This is a genomic window from Microbacterium sp. zg-B96 (assembly GCF_030246865.1).
Classification (GTDB): Bacteria; Actinomycetota; Actinomycetes; order Actinomycetales; family Microbacteriaceae; genus Microbacterium.
In genome coordinates, this window is sequence record NZ_CP126738.1 from 2683232 (window position 1) to 2699905 (window position 16674).

18 protein-coding genes and 1 tRNA gene are annotated in these 16674 nt (G+C 66.7%); 3 read left to right on the top strand and 16 right to left on the bottom strand.

What is annotated here, in order from left to right:
• Positions 1-42: 42 nt before the first annotated feature.
• From QNO11_RS12695 to QNO11_RS12710, 4 genes are read right to left on the bottom strand one after another with little or no spacing between them, the layout of a single operon-like run.
• Complete coding sequence (locus tag QNO11_RS12695) at positions 43-999, bottom strand: glycoside hydrolase family 68 protein (protein ID WP_257507924.1); 957 nt, start codon at positions 997-999, stop codon at positions 43-45.
• A gap of 49 nt (positions 1000-1048) precedes the next feature.
• A complete protein-coding gene (locus QNO11_RS12700; protein WP_257507923.1) occupies positions 1049-1873 on the bottom strand; it encodes a carbohydrate ABC transporter permease in 825 nt (274 codons plus the stop codon).
• Positions 1870-2835, bottom strand: coding sequence for a carbohydrate ABC transporter permease (locus QNO11_RS12705; protein WP_257507922.1), 966 nt, complete (start codon positions 2833-2835; stop codon positions 1870-1872). Before QNO11_RS12705 ends, QNO11_RS12700 begins: the two co-directional genes overlap by 4 nt.
• 6 nt (positions 2836-2841) lie before the next feature.
• Positions 2842-4188: an ABC transporter substrate-binding protein gene (locus QNO11_RS12710; RefSeq protein WP_257508727.1), complete on the bottom strand. Its 1347-nt coding sequence runs from the start codon at positions 4186-4188 to the stop codon at positions 2842-2844.
• Positions 4189-4379: 191 nt separating this feature from the next.
• Here QNO11_RS12710 and QNO11_RS12715 point away from each other — a divergent pair, with 191 nt between their 5' ends.
• On the top strand, positions 4380-5435 hold the full coding sequence (locus QNO11_RS12715; protein ID WP_257507921.1) for a LacI family DNA-binding transcriptional regulator: 1056 nt from the start codon (positions 4380-4382) through the stop codon (positions 5433-5435).
• A 147-nt stretch (positions 5436-5582) separates the two neighbouring features.
• On the opposite strand, the gene QNO11_RS12720 is transcribed toward QNO11_RS12715, so the two are convergent.
• From QNO11_RS12720 to QNO11_RS12730, 3 genes are all read right to left on the bottom strand, one after another.
• A tRNA-Tyr gene (locus QNO11_RS12720) sits at positions 5583-5667 on the bottom strand.
• Positions 5668-5751: 84 nt separating this feature from the next.
• A complete protein-coding gene (locus tag QNO11_RS12725) occupies positions 5752-6243 on the bottom strand; it encodes an FBP domain-containing protein (protein WP_257507920.1) in 492 nt (163 codons plus the stop codon).
• A gap of 10 nt (positions 6244-6253) precedes the next feature.
• Positions 6254-7195, bottom strand: coding sequence for a bile acid:sodium symporter family protein (locus QNO11_RS12730; protein WP_257507919.1), 942 nt, complete (start codon positions 7193-7195; stop codon positions 6254-6256).
• A 3-nt stretch (positions 7196-7198) separates the two neighbouring features.
• Here QNO11_RS12730 and QNO11_RS12735 point away from each other — a divergent pair, with 3 nt between their 5' ends.
• Positions 7199-7687: a YajQ family cyclic di-GMP-binding protein gene (locus tag QNO11_RS12735; RefSeq protein ID WP_257507918.1), complete on the top strand. Its 489-nt coding sequence runs from the start codon at positions 7199-7201 to the stop codon at positions 7685-7687.
• 30 nt (positions 7688-7717) lie between these two features.
• Here the strand turns inward: QNO11_RS12735 and QNO11_RS12740 are convergent, their stop codons facing one another.
• The 6 genes from QNO11_RS12740 to QNO11_RS12765 form a co-directional block, all read right to left on the bottom strand.
• Complete coding sequence (locus tag QNO11_RS12740; protein ID WP_257507917.1) at positions 7718-8155, bottom strand: SRPBCC family protein; 438 nt, start codon at positions 8153-8155, stop codon at positions 7718-7720.
• Between the two features lie 81 nt (positions 8156-8236).
• On the bottom strand, positions 8237-9700 hold the full coding sequence (locus tag QNO11_RS12745) for a protein adenylyltransferase SelO (protein WP_257507916.1): 1464 nt from the start codon (positions 9698-9700) through the stop codon (positions 8237-8239).
• 47 nt (positions 9701-9747) lie between these two features.
• The gene (locus QNO11_RS12750; RefSeq protein WP_257507915.1) at positions 9748-10296 is read right to left on the bottom strand and encodes a J domain-containing protein; all 549 of its coding nucleotides are present in this window, start codon (positions 10294-10296) and stop codon (positions 9748-9750) included.
• A complete protein-coding gene (locus QNO11_RS12755) occupies positions 10293-10787 on the bottom strand; it encodes a hypothetical protein (RefSeq protein ID WP_257507914.1) in 495 nt (164 codons plus the stop codon). Before QNO11_RS12755 ends, QNO11_RS12750 begins: the two co-directional genes overlap by 4 nt.
• A 9-nt stretch (positions 10788-10796) precedes the next feature.
• On the bottom strand, positions 10797-11147 hold the full coding sequence (locus tag QNO11_RS12760) for a DUF4190 domain-containing protein (RefSeq protein WP_257507913.1): 351 nt from the start codon (positions 11145-11147) through the stop codon (positions 10797-10799).
• Positions 11148-11504: 357 nt separating this feature from the next.
• Positions 11505-12497: an alpha/beta hydrolase gene (locus QNO11_RS12765; protein ID WP_257507912.1), complete on the bottom strand. Its 993-nt coding sequence runs from the start codon at positions 12495-12497 to the stop codon at positions 11505-11507.
• 90 nt (positions 12498-12587) lie between these two features.
• Between QNO11_RS12765 and QNO11_RS12770 the strand changes: the two genes are divergently transcribed.
• Positions 12588-13301 (top strand): hypothetical protein, encoded by a 714-nt coding sequence (locus tag QNO11_RS12770; RefSeq protein ID WP_257507911.1) that lies wholly within the window; start codon positions 12588-12590, stop codon positions 13299-13301.
• Between the two features lie 73 nt (positions 13302-13374).
• On the opposite strand, the gene QNO11_RS12775 is transcribed toward QNO11_RS12770, so the two are convergent.
• The 3 genes from QNO11_RS12775 to ubiE form a co-directional block, all read right to left on the bottom strand.
• Positions 13375-14748, bottom strand: coding sequence for an FAD-dependent oxidoreductase (locus QNO11_RS12775; protein ID WP_257507910.1), 1374 nt, complete (start codon positions 14746-14748; stop codon positions 13375-13377).
• Positions 14749-14809: 61 nt separating this feature from the next.
• Positions 14810-15871, bottom strand: coding sequence for a polyprenyl synthetase family protein (locus QNO11_RS12780; protein ID WP_257507909.1), 1062 nt, complete (start codon positions 15869-15871; stop codon positions 14810-14812).
• Positions 15872-15933: 62 nt separating this feature from the next.
• Positions 15934-16665 (bottom strand): bifunctional demethylmenaquinone methyltransferase/2-methoxy-6-polyprenyl-1,4-benzoquinol methylase UbiE, encoded by a 732-nt coding sequence (ubiE, locus tag QNO11_RS12785; protein WP_257507908.1) that lies wholly within the window; start codon positions 16663-16665, stop codon positions 15934-15936.
• Between the last annotated feature and the right edge of the window lie 9 nt (positions 16666-16674).

Here is a 16674-nt window from a genome sequence, read left to right on the forward strand (position 1 = left end):
CGCCTGAAGCGGAGCACGAGAGCCCGGCCACAACGGCCGGGCTCAGATCGACGGCCTAAGGAGTGCGGATTCAGTCGCGATGGCCCCCAAAGGCGTCGGATCACTAATGGTGCCGAGGAACTCGGATCCGGCAGACCCAATGAAGGTCATGAGTACCGGTACGCCAGCACGGTCGTGGACGATTCGGCCCGCGTAGTGAGGGGCTGCGGCGATCAGTTCGGCGTCGTCAACCTGGACGTGGCGAGGAAAATCGGGGCACGGCACTGCCCAGATCCCCGTGGTCACCTCGTCTCTTTCGAACCCCACGCGCGTACGGGGTCCGCAAAACAGCAGAATCGACTGGCTACCTACCTCTGCAATCTGCAAGACCTCGAGGTGAGGGAAATCGTTGGCGCGCGGCCCAACCGGGGGACGAACGGCCCATGAGTCAAGGTCGGCCGACCACGCGTGACCGACCACCCCGCCGTTCGTGACGCCGCTGTCCTTGGCACGCGCTGTGATGAGCATGTGCCAGCCGTGCCCTGCCGGGTCTCTGAATACCCAAGGGTCCCGCCACGCTTCTTCCGGCCAAGGACTCTCCCCGAGCTTTTCGTAGTGGGCGATGTCGGCTCGCAGTACGAACGACTCGCGCTTCGTCCACGTAGAGAGGTCCTGGGACGTCGCTATGCCGATGCACTCCGTGTTGACGGAGCTGTCCGCCGAGGGGAAGGACGCTCCCGTATAGAACATCCGCCAAATCCCGTCATTCCCACGAATGACTGAGCCGGTCCACGTCGCGGTCTCGTCGAAGCTCCCGGCCGGGCCGGGCCCGAGGACTTCTCCGTGATCGGTCCAATCGATCAGGTCCGTCGACGTCGCATGCCCGATTCGCGCGTTGCGGTGGCGCAGCTCGGGGTCCTTCAGCGACTTCGGTGCATGCAGATAAAAGAGGTGGAAAGTCCCGCCATCATCGGCGATCCAGAAGTCCCACACCCAATACGAATCCAGGCTGAATGTCATCTCATCCTTCAGTAATGTGCGCCGTGGGATCTGCGCGCTTCCCCGTGGTTCAGCCCTTGAGTGAGCCTTGCATCAGGGCCGAGACGAACTGACGCTGGAAGATCAGGAAGATGATCAGGGTCGGGGTGAGGATCAGTAGCGAGCCTGCGCACAGCAGCGGGATGTCCGTTCCGTACCTCCCCTGGAAGGCACCTAACGCACCCGCCATCGTCCGTTTGGCCGGGTCGTCGACGAGCACGATTGCCAGCAGGAACTGATTCCACGTCCATAGGAACAGCAGGATAGCGAGCGAGGAGATCGCTGGCACCGACAGCGGCACGTGGACGCGCCAGAACAGCTGCCACGTCGTGGCACCATCCACTCGTGCCGCCTCCGAGAGCTCTTGCGGCATCGTGACGAAATGCGCTCGCATCCACGTGACCGCGAACGGCATGAACAGCCCGATCAGTGGCAAGATGATCGCCCACCTCGTGTTGAGCAGCCCCATTTCTCTCACCTGGAAGTACAGCGGCGTGACGATGCCCTCAAAGGGGAGGGTCAGTCCCAGGAGGAAGAAGATGAAGACGAAGGATTGGCCCCACGGCTTGAGGTGACCGAGCGCGAATCCCGCGAGCGTCGCGATGAGCACGGCGATCGGCACCACTCCCAGCTCGATCAGGAAGCTGGAACCGAGAAGGGCGAGCATATTCGCGGACTGGAATGCGAGGACGAAGTTTCCCCAATGCGGGGTGTCCGGCCATTCGAGCCCCCGGGGATATGTGCCCGGCTCGTGCAGCGCTGTCACGAACAGACTGAGGAACGGAAGGATCGTGACGATCATGAGGACGACGAGCACGACTCGCCCCATCCAGGTCTCGCGAGCGCTGACGATCACGATTCTCTGCCTCTGAGAACTCGTTGGAGAGGGACGACCACGACGAGCACGAGCACCATGAGCACTATGGCGAAGGCCGATGCCGTGCCGATCTCCCGCTCATAGAACGCCAGGTAGAAGATCTGGAGACCGGGCACAAGCGTGCTGTCACCTGGGCCGCCCTGGGTGGAGATGTAGATGATGTCGAAGCTCGCGAGGGCGGCGATGACGGTGACCGTGACGCACACCGCGACTTCTTGGCGGACACCGGGAAGCGTGATCGTGAAGAACTCGCGCACCGGCCCCGCTCCGTCGATTCGTGCGGCCTCGTAAAGCGCGGGATCGATCTTGGTCATGCCGGCGAGGATCAGCACCAGGCACAGCCCTACGAGCACCCATGCGCCGATTACCCCCACGGCCGGAAGTGCCGTGTCGAAATTGCCGAGCCATGCTCGCGTGATTCCGCCCAGACCTAAAAGTCGGAGTATCTGGTTGACAAGGCCGTCCGTGGAGAGTTGCCAACTCCACATGATGCCGGCGGCGACGAGCGGGATCACTTGAGGGAGGAAAAGAACCGTTCGCGCCACCCCCGCGAGCCGGCTCGCCGCGATAGCCCGGATGAGATTCGCCGCGAGCAACGCGATCGCAACGGGCAGCACTGTGAAGTAAAGGATCAGCTCGAACGCGTTGAGGATCGCGCCAACGAGCTTGGGGTTGGTGAACACCTCTATGTAGTTGGTGATGCCCACCCATGTCGCCGGGCCGATGCCATTCCACTCGTAGAACGAGTACTGGGCGGAGAGGACGATCGGACGGACGACGAAGAAGACGTAGAACCCCGCCGCTGGCAGTACGAGCCCGTAAGCACTCAGGTTGCGGATTGCCTTCCTGCGGCGTCGTCGACGCAGAAGAAGGCGTTCATCCGTCAGCGCTGCTGCGCCGGAGGACTCCACCGGCGCAGCAGCTGTTCGAACGCCTTCCATCGAGGCTCAGTTCCCGACTTGGCTTTCGTAATCAGCCTGCACAGACTCGAGGAGACCGGCGGGGGTCTGCTCCCCCGCGACCATCTTCTGAAGGTTGGGAGTCCAGCTCTGCGCGTAGATCGCCCCAGTGGCGTTGGCGATGAAGTCCATGCCGCCGTTGGCTTCGCCCATGATCGAGCCCGCAGCGAGCGTCTCGTCGGTGGTCGAACCCTCTTCGATCGCCGGCATGAAGGCGTCTGCCGGTCCCATCGGGTGCGAACCGCCGACCTCGACAGTGAGCGCACGGGCGTCCTCATTCGTTGCCGTCCAGTCAAGGAAGAACGCCGCGCAGTCCGGGTTCTCCGCCGCCGCAGCTACGCCGAACGTGAGGGGGGCTGACATCGCTCCGATTTGCCCGCCTTCTTCAACCGGTGGCACGAGGAAGAAGCCCGCGTTACCGGCCATCTGAGCATCAAGATTCCCCGATTCCCAGTCGCCGTTGAACATGAACAGCGACTCTCCACCGATGAACCGGCTCATCATCTGCGCGTAATCCATTGAGTTGATGTCCTCGGCGAAGAAGCCGGCGTCGATCCAGCTCTGCAGGTGCTCCGCCGCGGCGAGATTCTCCGGGGTGTCGATCGTGGCACCGGGTTGTTGGAAGATCCACTCATTGATCGCGGCCGGATCGCCGTAGGACGCCATCAGCCCCTGGAGTGGGAACGCCAGGCCGCCGGTAGCGCCCCCATTGAACTGCGCGATCGGAACGATCCCGGCATCCTTCGCCGCCTGCAGAGCGGCGTCGAACTCTTCAAGGGTTGCGGGCGCTTCGTCCATGCCGATCTGCGCCGCGAGTTCCTTGTTGAAGAACACCCCGGTCATCGAGTAGTTGAGCCCCTGCGCGTAGAGAGGCCCCGAACCGCGCCTCCCTTCCTCGTCCACGCGAAGCTGCGTGAGCTGGGACTGCGGCCAGTCGGTCCATCCGAAACCTTCGGCGTAGGGGTCAAGATCGAGCAACAGCCCGTCGGTGGCGAGCTCGGACATCTGCGGAAGCCGCATGAGGTCCGGCGGCGAATCCTGCAAGACGCGCGGGGCGTTCTGCGTGATGATCGCGAACTGGTCCTCGCGAATGTCGAACGTCACGTTCGGGTACTGGCGGGTGAACTCCTCAGCGAGAGCTGACGGGAGTGGAAACCCCGTTTCGAAGTACCCCTTGAGAACGACGTCCTCGTCGCCGCATGTGGCAGCTTCCCCACCGTTGGGCGCCGCCGAAGCGGACGGGGCCGCGGACCCTCCGGGAGGCGCGCAGGCGGCCAGTGCGAGCGCGACCGAGGTCACTCCCAATAGGACGATCGGGCGCAAGGTCTTGTGCATCTGAGACACCGGTGTCTCCTTTCCGAACGGCATTGCTCGGGTGCGATCGTCGAACCGACCGATCACATGCTAAATCGGATTAGCGTCGCTATACTCTGCCTGTCTGCAATCCGTTGTCAACTGCCCAGGGGTAACGAATCGGCGGCGTTCCGCGTCTGGCTCAATAGGCTCGCGACCGAGGAAGGTGACGGATGAGCACTCGACGCGTCACGCTCGCAGACGTCGCGGAAGCGGCGGGGGTCTCCCGCACGACCGCCTCGCTCGTGCTCTCCGACCGGGGTACGGAACTGAGGATTTCGGAAGGCTCGCAGGAGCGCGTTCGCCGTGTGGCCTCGGAGTTGGGCTACCGCCCAAACATGCTCTCCGCCAGTCTCCGCAGCGGAACAAGTCGCACCATCGGCTTCATTTCGGACACGGTGGCGACATCTCAACTCGCCGGCGACATGATCAAGGGTGCGCTCGAAGGAGCGCGCCAACACGGTTACATGCTCTTCATCGGCGAATCGGAGGGCGACGACCAGCAGCACGCGCTCTTGGCAGAGGCAATGCTCGACAGACAAGTGGACGGGTTGGTCATCGCATCGATGTTCACCCGCCAGCGCACCCTCCCGAAGTCGCTTTCCGGGAAGAAGGTCGTGCTGGTCAACACGGTGCCCGGCCCAGACGGGGTACTCGTGCCCGCTGTGATACCTGACGAGTTCACCGCCGGACGCGAGGCGGCTCGCCTTCTGCTCGAAGCGGGCCACCGCGACATCCACCTCATCGGAGCAGGTCCAGGACCCACCGACGTCGCCCCCGACACGATCGCTGGACAGGAGCGCCTCGCTGGCATTCTGGAAGAACTCGCGGCCGCCGGACGCCGACCGGCCAGTGGGCACAGGTCTTCGATCTGGCTCCCGCTAGACGGCTGGAACGCAATGACGGACCTCATCCGGTCCGGCGTCGACCGCGGAGCCATCATCACCTTCAACGACCGGCTGGCGTTCGGCGCATACCAGGCGATCGCAGAGGCGGGGCTCTCGATCCCATCGGACTTCTCGATCGTGTCGTTCGATGATCATCAGCTCGCGAGCTGGCTGCATCCCGGGCTCACGACATTCGCCATCCCGCACCGGGAACTCGGGCTACGCGCCATCGACATCTTGCTGGGCCCGAGCCCCGCCGGGGATCCGGCGATCGAACGATTGCCTCTGCCGCTTCGACTCCGCAGCTCGGTTCGGCTCAGTGGCGATGTCGAAACGGGCTAGCCCGTCGGAGCACGGTCCGCCGGCTCGGCGCTTTCGATTCGTACGTCGTCGAAGCAGGGGAAACCGTGCGTCGGCAGCAACTGGCGAAACCAAGAACGAGAGCCCGACCAGTGGCCGGGCTCTCGTTCTTGGTTGTGGCTCAGATTTTGGTGGCGAGTGAGGGATTCGAACCCCCGAATGCTGAGCAGTCTGATTTACAGTCAGATCCCTTTGGCCGCTTGGGTAACTCGCCAGGTGCGCACCCGCCCAGCTTGTACAGTCGACCGGAGGCGCGATTGTCAATCGTACTCTGTCCAGGCGGGTAGCTGAAATCGGATCAGGCAACGCCCTCGAGCACCCGCGCGACGAACGCCTCGGTGCGCTGTTTCGTGCCGTCGATGCGGCGGTCCACGCTGGCCCGCACCTCGCTCGGAGCCAGCGGCGCAGCCAACCGCACGTTCTCGTGGCAGGACAGATCCGCGCAGATGTAGGTGCCCACACTGTCGCCGTGCGCACCGGCATCCCCGGCCTTGCGGGCGGTGAACAGCGCCACCTGGTCGGCGGGCTGCATCGTGTGGCAGAGGTTGCACATTGCCGACCGCGCTCGGCTTGATCCGTCTGCGGCGCGCAGCACCACCCCGGCAAGCTCGCCCTCGACTTCGGCTACCAGGTAGCCGCGCCCGCGGTTGCGAGGGTCCCGCCAGGCGTAGAAGTCCAGATGGTCCCAGTCGGCGAACAGAAAGTCGGCGGGCACTGTGACCAGTCGGATGTCGTCGGGGCCGGCGTTGACGAACGACGTACGCAGTTCGTCCTCGGTGAGCGGACGCATGGCTGCCAGTCTACGAAGGCGCTGGCGTTGCGGCATCCTCTCTGCGTGCATCGGATGCCGCGGTCGACCTGTCGCGGATGAGAAAGCCGAACCCGAACGCGATGAAGAACATGAGCACGCCGTACACGGCCGCCGGCAGGCTGAGCTCCACCGACCCGAGCACGGTCTGCGCGATGACGATCGCGAGCGTTGCATTGTGGATGCCGATCTCGAACGACGACGCGATCGCTTGACGCTTGCCGACCTTCAGCAGCAGCGGCACGACGTAGCCGATCGCCAGGCTCACGAGGCAGAAGAGCACCGTGATGAGCGCGAGGCTCGCAACGTTCTCGATCAGCAGCTCCCAGTTGGATGCCACCGAGCCCGCGATCACGACGATGAGCACGATCACCGACACGATCCGCACCGGCTTGTCCATGCGGTCCGCGAACGCGGGCCAGACGCGCCGCACGACCATGCCGAGGGCGACCGGCAGCAGCACGATCGCGAACACCTCGGCGGCCTTGGCCCACTGCATCCCCAGTTCACCGTCGAACGGGTCGAAGTAGGCGATCGCCAGGTTCGTGATGATCGGAAGCGTGATCACGGCGATGACGGAGTTGATCGCCGTGAGTGAGATGTTCAGGGCGATGTCGCCGCGGAACAGGTGGCTGTAGAGGTTCGCCGTGGTGCCGCCGGGCGAGGCGGCCAGCATCATCATGCCGACGGCCAGCACCGGCGGCAGCTGGAAAAGCAGCACGAGGCCGAAGCAGATCGCCGGCAGCAGCACCAGTTGGCACAGCAGCGCGACGATCACCGCCTTCGGCTGCTTCGCGACCCGCGCGAAATCGCGCAGGGTGAGACTCAGGCCCAGGCCGAACATGATGATGCCGAGGGCGACGGGTAATCCAATGGTGGTCAACGCTGATCCCATGAGACACATAGTGCCCGACCCGGGGCTCGGTAGACTCACGACATGGCTGATTCCTCCTTTGACATCGTTTCGAAGATCGACCGCCAGGAGGCGGACAACGCCCTCAACCAGGCGCGCAAAGAGGTCGAGCAGCGCTACGACTTCAAGGGCACTGGCTCGTCGATCGATTGGAGCGGCGACTCCATCCTGATCAAGTCCAACAGCGAGGAGCGGGCGAAGGCCGTGCTGGACGTGTTCCAGTCGAAGCTGATCAAGCGCGGCATCTCTCTCAAGAGTCTCGAGACCGGTGACCCCGTCGCCAGCGGCCGCGAGTACCGCATCACCTCCACGCTGAAGGAGGGGATCTCTCAGGAGAACGCGAAGAAGATCGGCAAGATCATCCGCGACGAGGGCCCGAAGTCTGTGAAGTCGCAGATCCAGGGCGACGAACTGCGCGTGCAGTCCAAGAGCCGCGATGACCTGCAGGAAGTCATGCGGATCCTCAAGGCCTCCGACCTCGACGTCGACCTGCAGTTCATCAACTACCGGTAGAGCACCCCTCTGAGTCGGGTCTCTGGGGACTCATCTCCTTCGTTCGACGTAGGTCTTCAGGGACTTCATCGTCCGCTCACTTTCGGCGGCGGCCATCCGCAGAAGGATCGGCTGAACCAGGCGAAGTGCTCCGTGGGTCGTCAGCTCGCCGACCCTGGTCAGGTGCGTGCTTGTGTCGGCGGCCTCCAGGTCGTACCGGATCAGCGCATCCAGGCGGCCGGACGGCTTGCGCTGGTGGAACTGCAGCACCTGATCGGGTACGTCCGCGACGAGTTCACCACGCATTCGGCCGAGCATGGTCGAGTCTTCGTAGATAAGCCGCGCCCCCGCCTCAGGCGTTCGCATCCTCGTTCCTCGATACACCATGGAATGTCTGAGCCAGGTCGGATAGGCGTCGAGAGCGCGGAGAGCCGAATAGACCTGCTGGGGAGACGCGTCGATGTCGATCGTGTTGGTGATCCGGGCCATGGGCCCAGTTCTACGCTCTGCTGTGCGTCCGCGCCAGCCCGGGCACCAGGCCACGTGCCCGGAATAGTCGGCGACTGCGGCTCAGGTCCCGCAGAAGGTGCGGTAGGGGCCGAAGGTGTCCGGTGCGGGATCCGCGTAGCGCTCCAAGCCCGGGCGCGGCGTGTACGGGTCGGTCACGACCGCGACGAGCTGCTCGAACGGCGCCAGGTCGCCTTCGGTGGCTGCGGCGAGCGCCTCCTCCACGAGGTGGTTGCGCGGGATGTAGACCGGATTGACGGCATCCATCCCATCGGGGTCGGGGCTCAGGCTCAGCCAGCGCTCCGCCCAGATGTCGAAGGGGCCGGGGTCGGCGAACAGCGCCCGGACCTCTGACGCGTCGCCGCGCGCGACGGCGCTGAGGCGCCGGAAGAAGCCGGTGTAGTCGACACGGCTCACCTGCAGCAGCTCGATCAGGTCGGTGCACAGCCGCGTCGTGACCTCGTCGTCCAGACCTTCGGCAAGCCCGAGCTTGACGAGCATGCCAGCGAACCAGGCCGCGTTGTACTGGTCGCGGTACACCCCCAGGACGTCCTGGGCGAGGCTGATCGCCTGCTCGGTGTCGTCGTCGAGCGTGGGAAGCAGCGCCTCGGCGAGGCGCGCGAGGTTCCACTCGCCGACGAGCGGCTGCGCGCCGAAAGCATAGCGACCGCCCAGGTCGATGGAGCTGTACACGGATGCCGGGTCGAAGGCATCCATGAAGGCGCACGGCCCGTAGTCGATCGTCTCGCCCGAGATGGTCATGTTGTCGGTGTTCATCACGCCGTGGACGAAGCCGACGAGCATCCAGTGCGCGATGAGTGACGCCTGAGCGTCAGTCACGGCCTGCAGGAGCGCCAGCGAGGGGTTCTCGGCATCCGCCAAGTGGGGGTAGTGACGGTCGATCGCGTGGGCGACCAGGCGCCGCAGCAGGTCCACGTCGCCGGTGGCCGCGGCGTACTGGAAGCTGCCGACCCGCAGATGACTGCTCGCGACCCGGGTGAGCACAGCACCGGGCAGCACGGTCTCGCGGTAGACGTCCTGGCCCGTCGCGGTGACGGCCAGCGCGCGGGTCGTGGGAATGCCCAGCGCGTGCATCGCCTCGCTGACGACATACTCGCGCAGCATGGGGCCGACTGCCGCCAGCCCATCGCCGCCGCGAGCGAACGGGGTCACTCCGGAGCCCTTGAGATGGATGTCCCGCAGGGCGCCGTGAGCGTCGACGACCTCACCGAGCAGCAGTGCGCGCCCATCGCCCAGCCGCGGTGAATAGCCCCCGAACTGATGACCCGCGTATGCCTGCGCCACCGGCGTCGCCCCGTCGGGGAGCAGATTGCCGGTGAGAAGGCCCACCCCGGCGGGGCTACGCAGGGACGCGGGGTCCAGGCCCAGTTCGGCGGCCAGCGGCTCGTTGAGCACGAGCAGGCGGGCATCGGGAAACTCCGCCGCCTGCCACGGCACAGCCAGCTCCGGAAGCTCCGTGGCGAAGTGGTTCCCCAGGGTCATGGTCGACTGCAGCGCGACACTCATACCTCCAGGCTACGCGCGGTGGCAACGATGGGATCCGATCGTGCGTCTCACCACCCGGAGGCCACGGCAATGGCCGCCGCGAAGCCGCAGACGACGAGCGCGAGCCCCGACCACACCACGATCCTCACGACGTCGTGGTACGGCCGCGACTTCACGCCCGGCCCGAAACCCCCGGCATCCGTCTGCCGCACGAATTCGTCGAAGCGAAGAGTCGTCCGAGGCGGCCGGTCCGTCACAGCGGGTTGCGGTCGTTGTGCGCGCGCTGCTCGCCGAGTGCCAGGCTGCGGCGGGGGGCTCGCCGGTGGTGGCGGTTTGCTCGCCGGCGGCGCCTGGCGTGGCGTCTGCGCCTGTCCCGCAGCCGCCGGAAAACCCCTGCTCGCCTGCTGGCCAGGCTCGGGGACGAGAAGCAGCAGGATGTCGCGCGCCTCGCGCGCTCGATCGAATTCGTGGGCATGATGCGCACGTGCTCGCTCATCCGCGCCCGGGTGGCGGTCGGGGTGAGCTTCGCGCGCACGCCGCTGGAACGCCTTGCGGATCTCCTCCCGGCTCGCGCCGCGCTCCAGGTTGAGGATGGATCGTGCTTCCTCGAGCGTCATCCCGGGTCCGCCAGATAAGCCTGGTAGTCGCGGACGAGCCGGCGCTGTCGTTCTTCCGCCGCACCGATCGCCGCGTGTGCTGCGCTGTGCCGGATAAGTTGCGCCTTGCGGGATTCCCGCACGAGGAGGCACACGACATTGCCGCACGCGGCAGCGGACACGATGAAGGCCAGCGTGGGTACGCGTTCGGCCCCGGCTAGCGGCAGAAGTACGTTGACGGCGAAGGTGACCACCATGACAGTGGCGAGGACGTTCGAGATCCGCCGCCACATGGCGAGGGTTGCGTCGGTTGCGATCCGCCGGGGCTGGAATTGCGGGTTGGGCTTCCAGAACTGCCAGTCGGCCGGCGCCGACGGGAGTCCGCCGATGGGGATCCAGTCGACGGGTGGCTCCCAGAACGCATTGGCACGGATCCATTTGTCTGTCGGTATGGGCCATTTGGGCGGCACGAGGAAATCTGCCGCAACCCCGCGGACTCGGATTCTGCGCACGCGGTTCCCTCAGATCGTCGCGGCGGACGCGGCACCGGCGATGGCCGAAAACCAAAACCCGGTCGTAAGTACGCAGATTCCCAATGTCACGTACCCGAGGATCGCCCCGGCCAGCGAGTTCCCGCGCCCCATCCCCACGCGGCGCGCGGTGCTCATGCCCAAATGGCCCAGGATGATCGCGACGACGCTGAGCGGGAAAGCCAGGAAGCTCACGATCAATCCCCATACCGGAATCGGGACCGAGACACCGAAAAACACCGCTATCACGCCGACGACGAGCGCAGCGACGCCTTTCCCGTTCGAAGGCCCCCGCACGAAGTGCTGATGGACGTGCTGCTGGTTCGGGTACGAATCGGTCATTTCTTCGTCGACGCTTCCTCGTGAATGCGGATTGCCTCCGCAATGGGGCCTATGGCCCGGGAAGTGTCACCACCGCCGCGCAAACGACAATTGTTTACCAGCGCACGAATTCCCAATTAAGCTCCCCAGCCGCGCCCATCCTGTCAGAACAAACGGCCACGCCGCAAACATTTCCCGGTGCGTTGTGCGCATATCGTGAAGCCCGATTACCACCGCCTAATGCGCCGTTCGGAGCGGTCTCTTTTCAGTGCGTGGCGGCATCTCACCACGCCGTATTTTCGGGAGGCGCTACCGTCGGGCGCTCGGTGGAGGAACGTGTTCGGGTTGCGCGCACCTGACTCTCACGCAGCCTGAGGATCACCGCTCGCGCAGCGCACCTCGAGTGAGCCAGTGCTGCAGCGCCTCGTATGCTTCGGCGCGGGGCCCCGGCGCCGAGAGGAACAGGTCGTGGATGCCGCCTTCGATGCGCTCGACGCTCACCCGGGCACCGATGCGAGTCGCGGCCTTGGCGATGTCGTCGACGACGAGGACCGAATCGGTCGAGGTCATCTCGGGCGCCCAGACCAGCGGGTTCGACCAGCCAGCCGACAGCATGACCAGCGCCGGGCAGCCGACCTCGACTCCAGCCGCGACCCGGCTGTGTCCCTCCAGGATCGCCAGGAGCCAGCCGGGATGCGTCGGGAATCCCCGGTCCGGCCGCCATAGCGCGCGATGTTCGCCGGCCGGGAGTGACCCCAGCTCGGTCTGCGCGCGGGTGTAGAAGCCGAGGTCCACGGCCGGGTGGGTGCCCAGCGGATCCAAGCGCGCCCGTACCTGCACCAGCGGCGCGATGGCCTGGCGCCCGATCGCTCCCAGCTGCAATTCGAGCCACGGGCTGTTGAGGACGAGCGCCGCGGCGACCCCGGAGTGCCGCGCCGCCCACAGCGTGAGGGTCAGCCCACCGGTGGAATGGCCCAAAAGCACCAGGCGGCGGTCGGGATCGTCATCCTGCCCGTACCCCATCACCTCCAGCGCGGCTTGGATGTCGGGGTCGTAGTCGTCGAGGCTCGTGATGTAGCCAGGTGTCTGCCCGACGCGCAGGCTGCGGCCGTATTTGCGCAGATCCACGGCGTAGAAGCGGGCGCCCAGGTGGTTCCAGAAGCGGGCGAGCTCGGTCTGGAAGAAGTAGTCCGACCAGCCGTGCACGTACAGCACGTCCACATCGCGCAGCGGCTGGGCGATCCGCTGCACCACCGTTGGGAGACTGCGCACGAGCGTGGCGACAACGGGACCTTCGTCGTCCTCAGGTAGCGGGAGGGTGAGACTCTGGAACGGTGCCCCAAGGATGTCCGTGACCCACTGCTCCGGCATGTGGTCAGCCTACTTGGCGGGTCCTCCGAGCGCAGGGTGCCGGTGCGGCGCCATTGCTGCCGCGAGCGCGCGCTCCCTAGACTGCGGCACATGCATCCCCTGCCACCCGTACCGCGCGCGTCGGGTGAGCGGCAGCGACTCGCTCTCTGGGTAGCGGCACTCGGCGTTGGTGCGATGGTGCTGGCGGTCGGGCTGGCCGTTCCGCTGGCACCCCTCGTCACGCCGTTCGCCGGCATCCTTGCCGTGATGCTCCCGACCTACCGGTCGGAACCGCCCGCCGCGGCGGGCACACGGGTGACGCTCGGTGTCGCCTTCGGTCTGACGGCGTTGACGCTCGTGGTGCTGTCGGTCGCGCAGATCCTGGTGTGGAACCCGCTGGCCAAGGTGCCCGGGCTCACGCTCGAGCAGATCTACGCGGAGATGACGGCGGCCGGCCAGCTGCCTCCGGCCGGTCACGTCATCTTGGGCATGTGGGCGGTGGTGTGGGGCCTCGCCGCAATCGTGTTCCCGATCGGGGTGCGGGTCCCCTGGGTCAGCGCGCGGCGCGTCGCCGTGATGGGATTCGCGATGGTCGGCCTGATCGGGACGACCCAGTGGATTCCGGCCTTTGGAATCGGCATGGCGCTGGCCGATACGTTCCTGACGTCGGGCGAGGATGCCTCCCCCGTCGGGGCCGTGATCATGATCGCCGGGAACGTCGCCCTCGCGGCGGCCGCGCTCATCGCGATCGCGCCCTTGCGGGCCGGGGCCGCCTCAGCCGAGCCCACGGCCGCGCCCGGTCCCACGCCCGCTCCGGTCGCGTGAGCGCGCGGCTTCCCCGCTCACCTGTCGGATATGGGCGCCGGGGGCGACCATTCGTGACAGGGGAAGCGACGAGTTACTCGCCGCGCGAGACGGTGATCATCTCTTCGCGGGGAACGACCTTGATGCGGGGACGCTCCTTCGCCGCACCCAGGGCGATCTCGTACTCGTCCAGGCGATGCCAGCCCTCGAGGTCGGTCCAGCGCACGCCGCGCGTGGCCAGCAGCTCCGGGATCGCCGACTCGGACGGGTCCTCCGGGTCCCACCAGGAGCCCTGATCGTTGATGATGTGGCTCACCGTCTCCATGGCATCCGACTTGGTGTGTCCGATGAGGCCGACGGGGCCGCGCTTGATCCAGCCCGTCGCGTAGACGCCCGGCACCCGATCGTTCGACTCCTGGTGCAGCACCTGACCCTCGTGGTTGGGGATCACGCCGTGGCGCTCGTCGAACGGCACGCCGGGCAGCGGTGAACCAAGGTAGCCGACCGCACGGTACAGCGCCTGCACGGCGACTTCGCGCAGCTCGCCGGTGCCGACGACGCCGCCCTGACCGTCCGGGCGGGTGCGCTCGTACACGAACGCACTGACGCGGCCGAAGGCATCCTTCTTGACCTCGACGGGCTTGGCCCAGAAGTGCAGGTGCAGCCGGCGGGATGCCTCGCCGCCGGCGTTGTTTGCCGACGGCCGCTTGCGCCAGGACTGCAGCACGCGGTCGATGACCATGACCTGCTTGTTGCTGGCGACGGCGGTCTTGGATGCCTCGTCGTAGTCGAAGTCCTCGTCGTAGACGACCATGTCCACGTCACGCAGCTCGCCGAGCTCACGCAGCTCGAGCGGGGTGAACTTCACCTGCGCGGGGCCGCGGCGCCCGAACACGTGCACGTCGGTGACCGGCGACGCTTTGAGACCCTCGTAGACGTTGTCGGGGATCTCGGTGGGCAGCAGATCGTCGGCGTGCTTGACGAGCATGCGGGTGATGTCCAGGGCCACGTTGCCGTTGCCGATGACGGCGATCGACTCGGCCTCCAGCGGCCAGGTGCGGGGCACGTCGGGGTGCCCGTCGAACCAGCTGACGAAGTCGGCGGCGCCGTAGGAACCCTCGGCGTCGATGCCGGGGATGTCCAGGGAGGAGTCGCGGATCGCGCCCGTCGCGAAGATGACGGCGTTGTAGTGACGCTTGAGATCGTCGAGGGTGATGTCCTCGCCGAAGCGCACGTTGCCGAACAGGCGGATGTCACCACGGTCGAGCACCTCACGCAGCGCGGTGATGATGCCCTTGATGCGCGGGTGATCGGGGGCGACGCCGTAACGAACCAGCCCGTAGGGCGCCGGCAGCTGCTCGAACAGGTCGATCGACACATCGAAGCGACGCTCGGCCTTGAGGATGATGTCGGCGGCGTAGATTCCCGCCGGGCCGGCGCCGACGATGGCGAGTCGGAGCTTGGTCATGGTAATCCTTTCGTGGTCGACACCGGGAACGCCGTTCCCGCGCCCGTCGAGAGCGATGCCGTCAGCTGGAGCGGTCGGCGACGGCGCGGGCGAAGCGGGTGAGCGCCTCACGCACCGGACCGTCGGGGATGGGCGCGAGCGCCGCGATCGCGGCATCCGACCAGTCGCCGGCAAGCGCCTGCGTCGCGGCGGTCGCCTCATGGTCGCGCAGCTGCGCGAGCGGCTCGTCCAGCACGGCCGGGTCGGCACCGTCGGCGATGCCGGCGACGCCTTCGTCGATCTCGGCGCGCAGCGCCTTCGACGCAGCATCCGTCCGCGTTCCCAGCAGCAGGTAGGGCATGGTCGGCACGCCGGCACGCAGGTCGGTACCAGGCACCTTGCCGGTCTCGTCGGGGTCGGCGGACAGGTCGATGACGTCGTCGAGCAGCTGGAAGGCCACTCCGGCCCGCTCGCCGAACGCGATCAGCGGCGCCTCGAACTCGCGTGGCCCATTGCCGAAGGTGATGCCGGCCTGCGCGGATGCCGCGATGAGCGAACCGGTCTTGTCGGCGAGCACCTGCAGGTAGAACTCGACGGGATCATCGGATGCCTGCGGGCCGACCGTCTCGTGCATCTGACCCAGCACGAGCCGCTCGAAGGTGTCAGCCTGCAGGCGGATGGCCCGCTCGCCCAGTCGCGCCATGATCTGGCTCGCCCGCGAGAACAGCAGGTCGCCGGTGAGGATCGCGAGGCTGTTTCCCCACACCGCATGGGCGCTGGGAACGCCGCGGCGCACATCGGCACCGTCCATGACGTCGTCGTGGTACAGCGACCCGAGGTGGGTGAGTTCCAGGGCGGTGGCACCCGAGATGACCTCGTCGGTGGCGCCGTCGCCCAGCTGCGCGGTCAGCAGCGCCAGCATGGGGCGCACGCGCTTGCCGCCTGCTTCGTAGAGGTAGCGCGTCGTGGCATCCACGAGCCGGTCGGCACTCTTCAGCTCGACGGCGATGTTCGCCTCGACGCGGTCCAGGCCCTCCTCGACGACGGAGATGAGTTTCCGTCCGCGGGGTCCAGCGAACACCCGCTCGGTCAGTCCGAGACGGCTGGCCAGGCGCGTACCCGGCGCAGGGGGGCTCGCAGTCACGTCATCAAGCCTACCGGGGTCGCGGCGGGTGCTGCTGCGCGGTCCGGACCCACGGAAGAGTCTCAGGCGGTGGGCTCGGCCAGCGGCTTGCGGGCGCGGTGCAGCGCGACGATGCCGAAGGTCAGGTCGCGGTGTGCGACGTCGGTCCAGCCGGCCTCGCGCAGCCACGCACTGAGCGTCGATTGGTCGGGCCAGTCGCGGATCGATTCGTTGAGGTAGTCGTACGCGGCGGCGTTGGAACTCACGGTGCGGGCAATGACGGGCAGCACGCGGTCGCTGTAGAACCGGTACAGCCCGGCGAAGGCCGCCGACCGCGGGTGCGAGAACTCGCAGATCACCAGGCGACCGCCGGGAGCGGTGACCCGCAGCAGCTCGGCGAGCGCTTTCTTCGGCTCGTTGACGTTGCGCAGGCCAAAGGAGATCGTCACCGCGTCGAACGAGCCATCCTCGAACGGCAGCGCCGTGGCATCCGCTTCGACGAACGACAGGTTCGCCACGCCGCCGTGACGGCGACGGCCCTCGGCGATCATGCCGGGCGAGAAGTCGGCGGCGACCACCTCGGCCCCACTGGCGGCCAGGGCGACCGAGCTCGCGCCGGTGCCGGCGGCGAGATCGAGGATGCGCTGACCGGGCCGCGGGGCGATCGCCCGCGTCGTGGCGACGCGCCAGAGCCGGTCGTTGCCGAGGCTCAGCACGGTGTTGGTGCGGTCGTACGCCGGGGCGACCTCGTCGAACATCCCGCTGACACGCGAGGGGTCTTTACCAAGGTCGGCGCGATGCGAGTCGGAGGTCACGGTTCGATC

Bases quoted from the DNA above. Each gene is read 5' to 3' on its own strand.
- QNO11_RS12695 (WP_257507924.1), bottom strand. From the start codon at position 999: ATGACATTCAGCCTGGATTCGTATTGGGTGTGGGACTTCTGGATCGCC.
- QNO11_RS12705 (WP_257507922.1), bottom strand. From the start codon at position 2,835: ATGGAAGGCGTTCGAACAGCTGCTGCGCCGGTGGAGTCCTCCGGCGCA.
- QNO11_RS12710 (WP_257508727.1), bottom strand. From the start codon at position 4,188: ATGCACAAGACCTTGCGCCCGATCGTCCTATTGGGAGTGACCTCGGTC.
- QNO11_RS12715 (WP_257507921.1), top strand. From the start codon at position 4,380: ATGAGCACTCGACGCGTCACGCTCGCAGACGTCGCGGAAGCGGCGGGG.
- QNO11_RS12725 (WP_257507920.1), bottom strand. From the start codon at position 6,243: ATGCGTCCGCTCACCGAGGACGAACTGCGTACGTCGTTCGTCAACGCC.
- QNO11_RS12735 (WP_257507918.1), top strand. From the start codon at position 7,199: ATGGCTGATTCCTCCTTTGACATCGTTTCGAAGATCGACCGCCAGGAG.
- QNO11_RS12740 (WP_257507917.1), bottom strand. From the start codon at position 8,155: ATGGCCCGGATCACCAACACGATCGACATCGACGCGTCTCCCCAGCAG.
- QNO11_RS12745 (WP_257507916.1), bottom strand. From the start codon at position 9,700: ATGAGTGTCGCGCTGCAGTCGACCATGACCCTGGGGAACCACTTCGCC.
- QNO11_RS12750 (WP_257507915.1), bottom strand. From the start codon at position 10,296: ATGACGCTCGAGGAAGCACGATCCATCCTCAACCTGGAGCGCGGCGCG.
- QNO11_RS12760 (WP_257507913.1), bottom strand. From the start codon at position 11,147: ATGACCGATTCGTACCCGAACCAGCAGCACGTCCATCAGCACTTCGTG.
- QNO11_RS12765 (WP_257507912.1), bottom strand. From the start codon at position 12,497: ATGCCGGAGCAGTGGGTCACGGACATCCTTGGGGCACCGTTCCAGAGT.
- QNO11_RS12770 (WP_257507911.1), top strand. From the start codon at position 12,588: ATGCATCCCCTGCCACCCGTACCGCGCGCGTCGGGTGAGCGGCAGCGA.
- QNO11_RS12775 (WP_257507910.1), bottom strand. From the start codon at position 14,748: ATGACCAAGCTCCGACTCGCCATCGTCGGCGCCGGCCCGGCGGGAATC.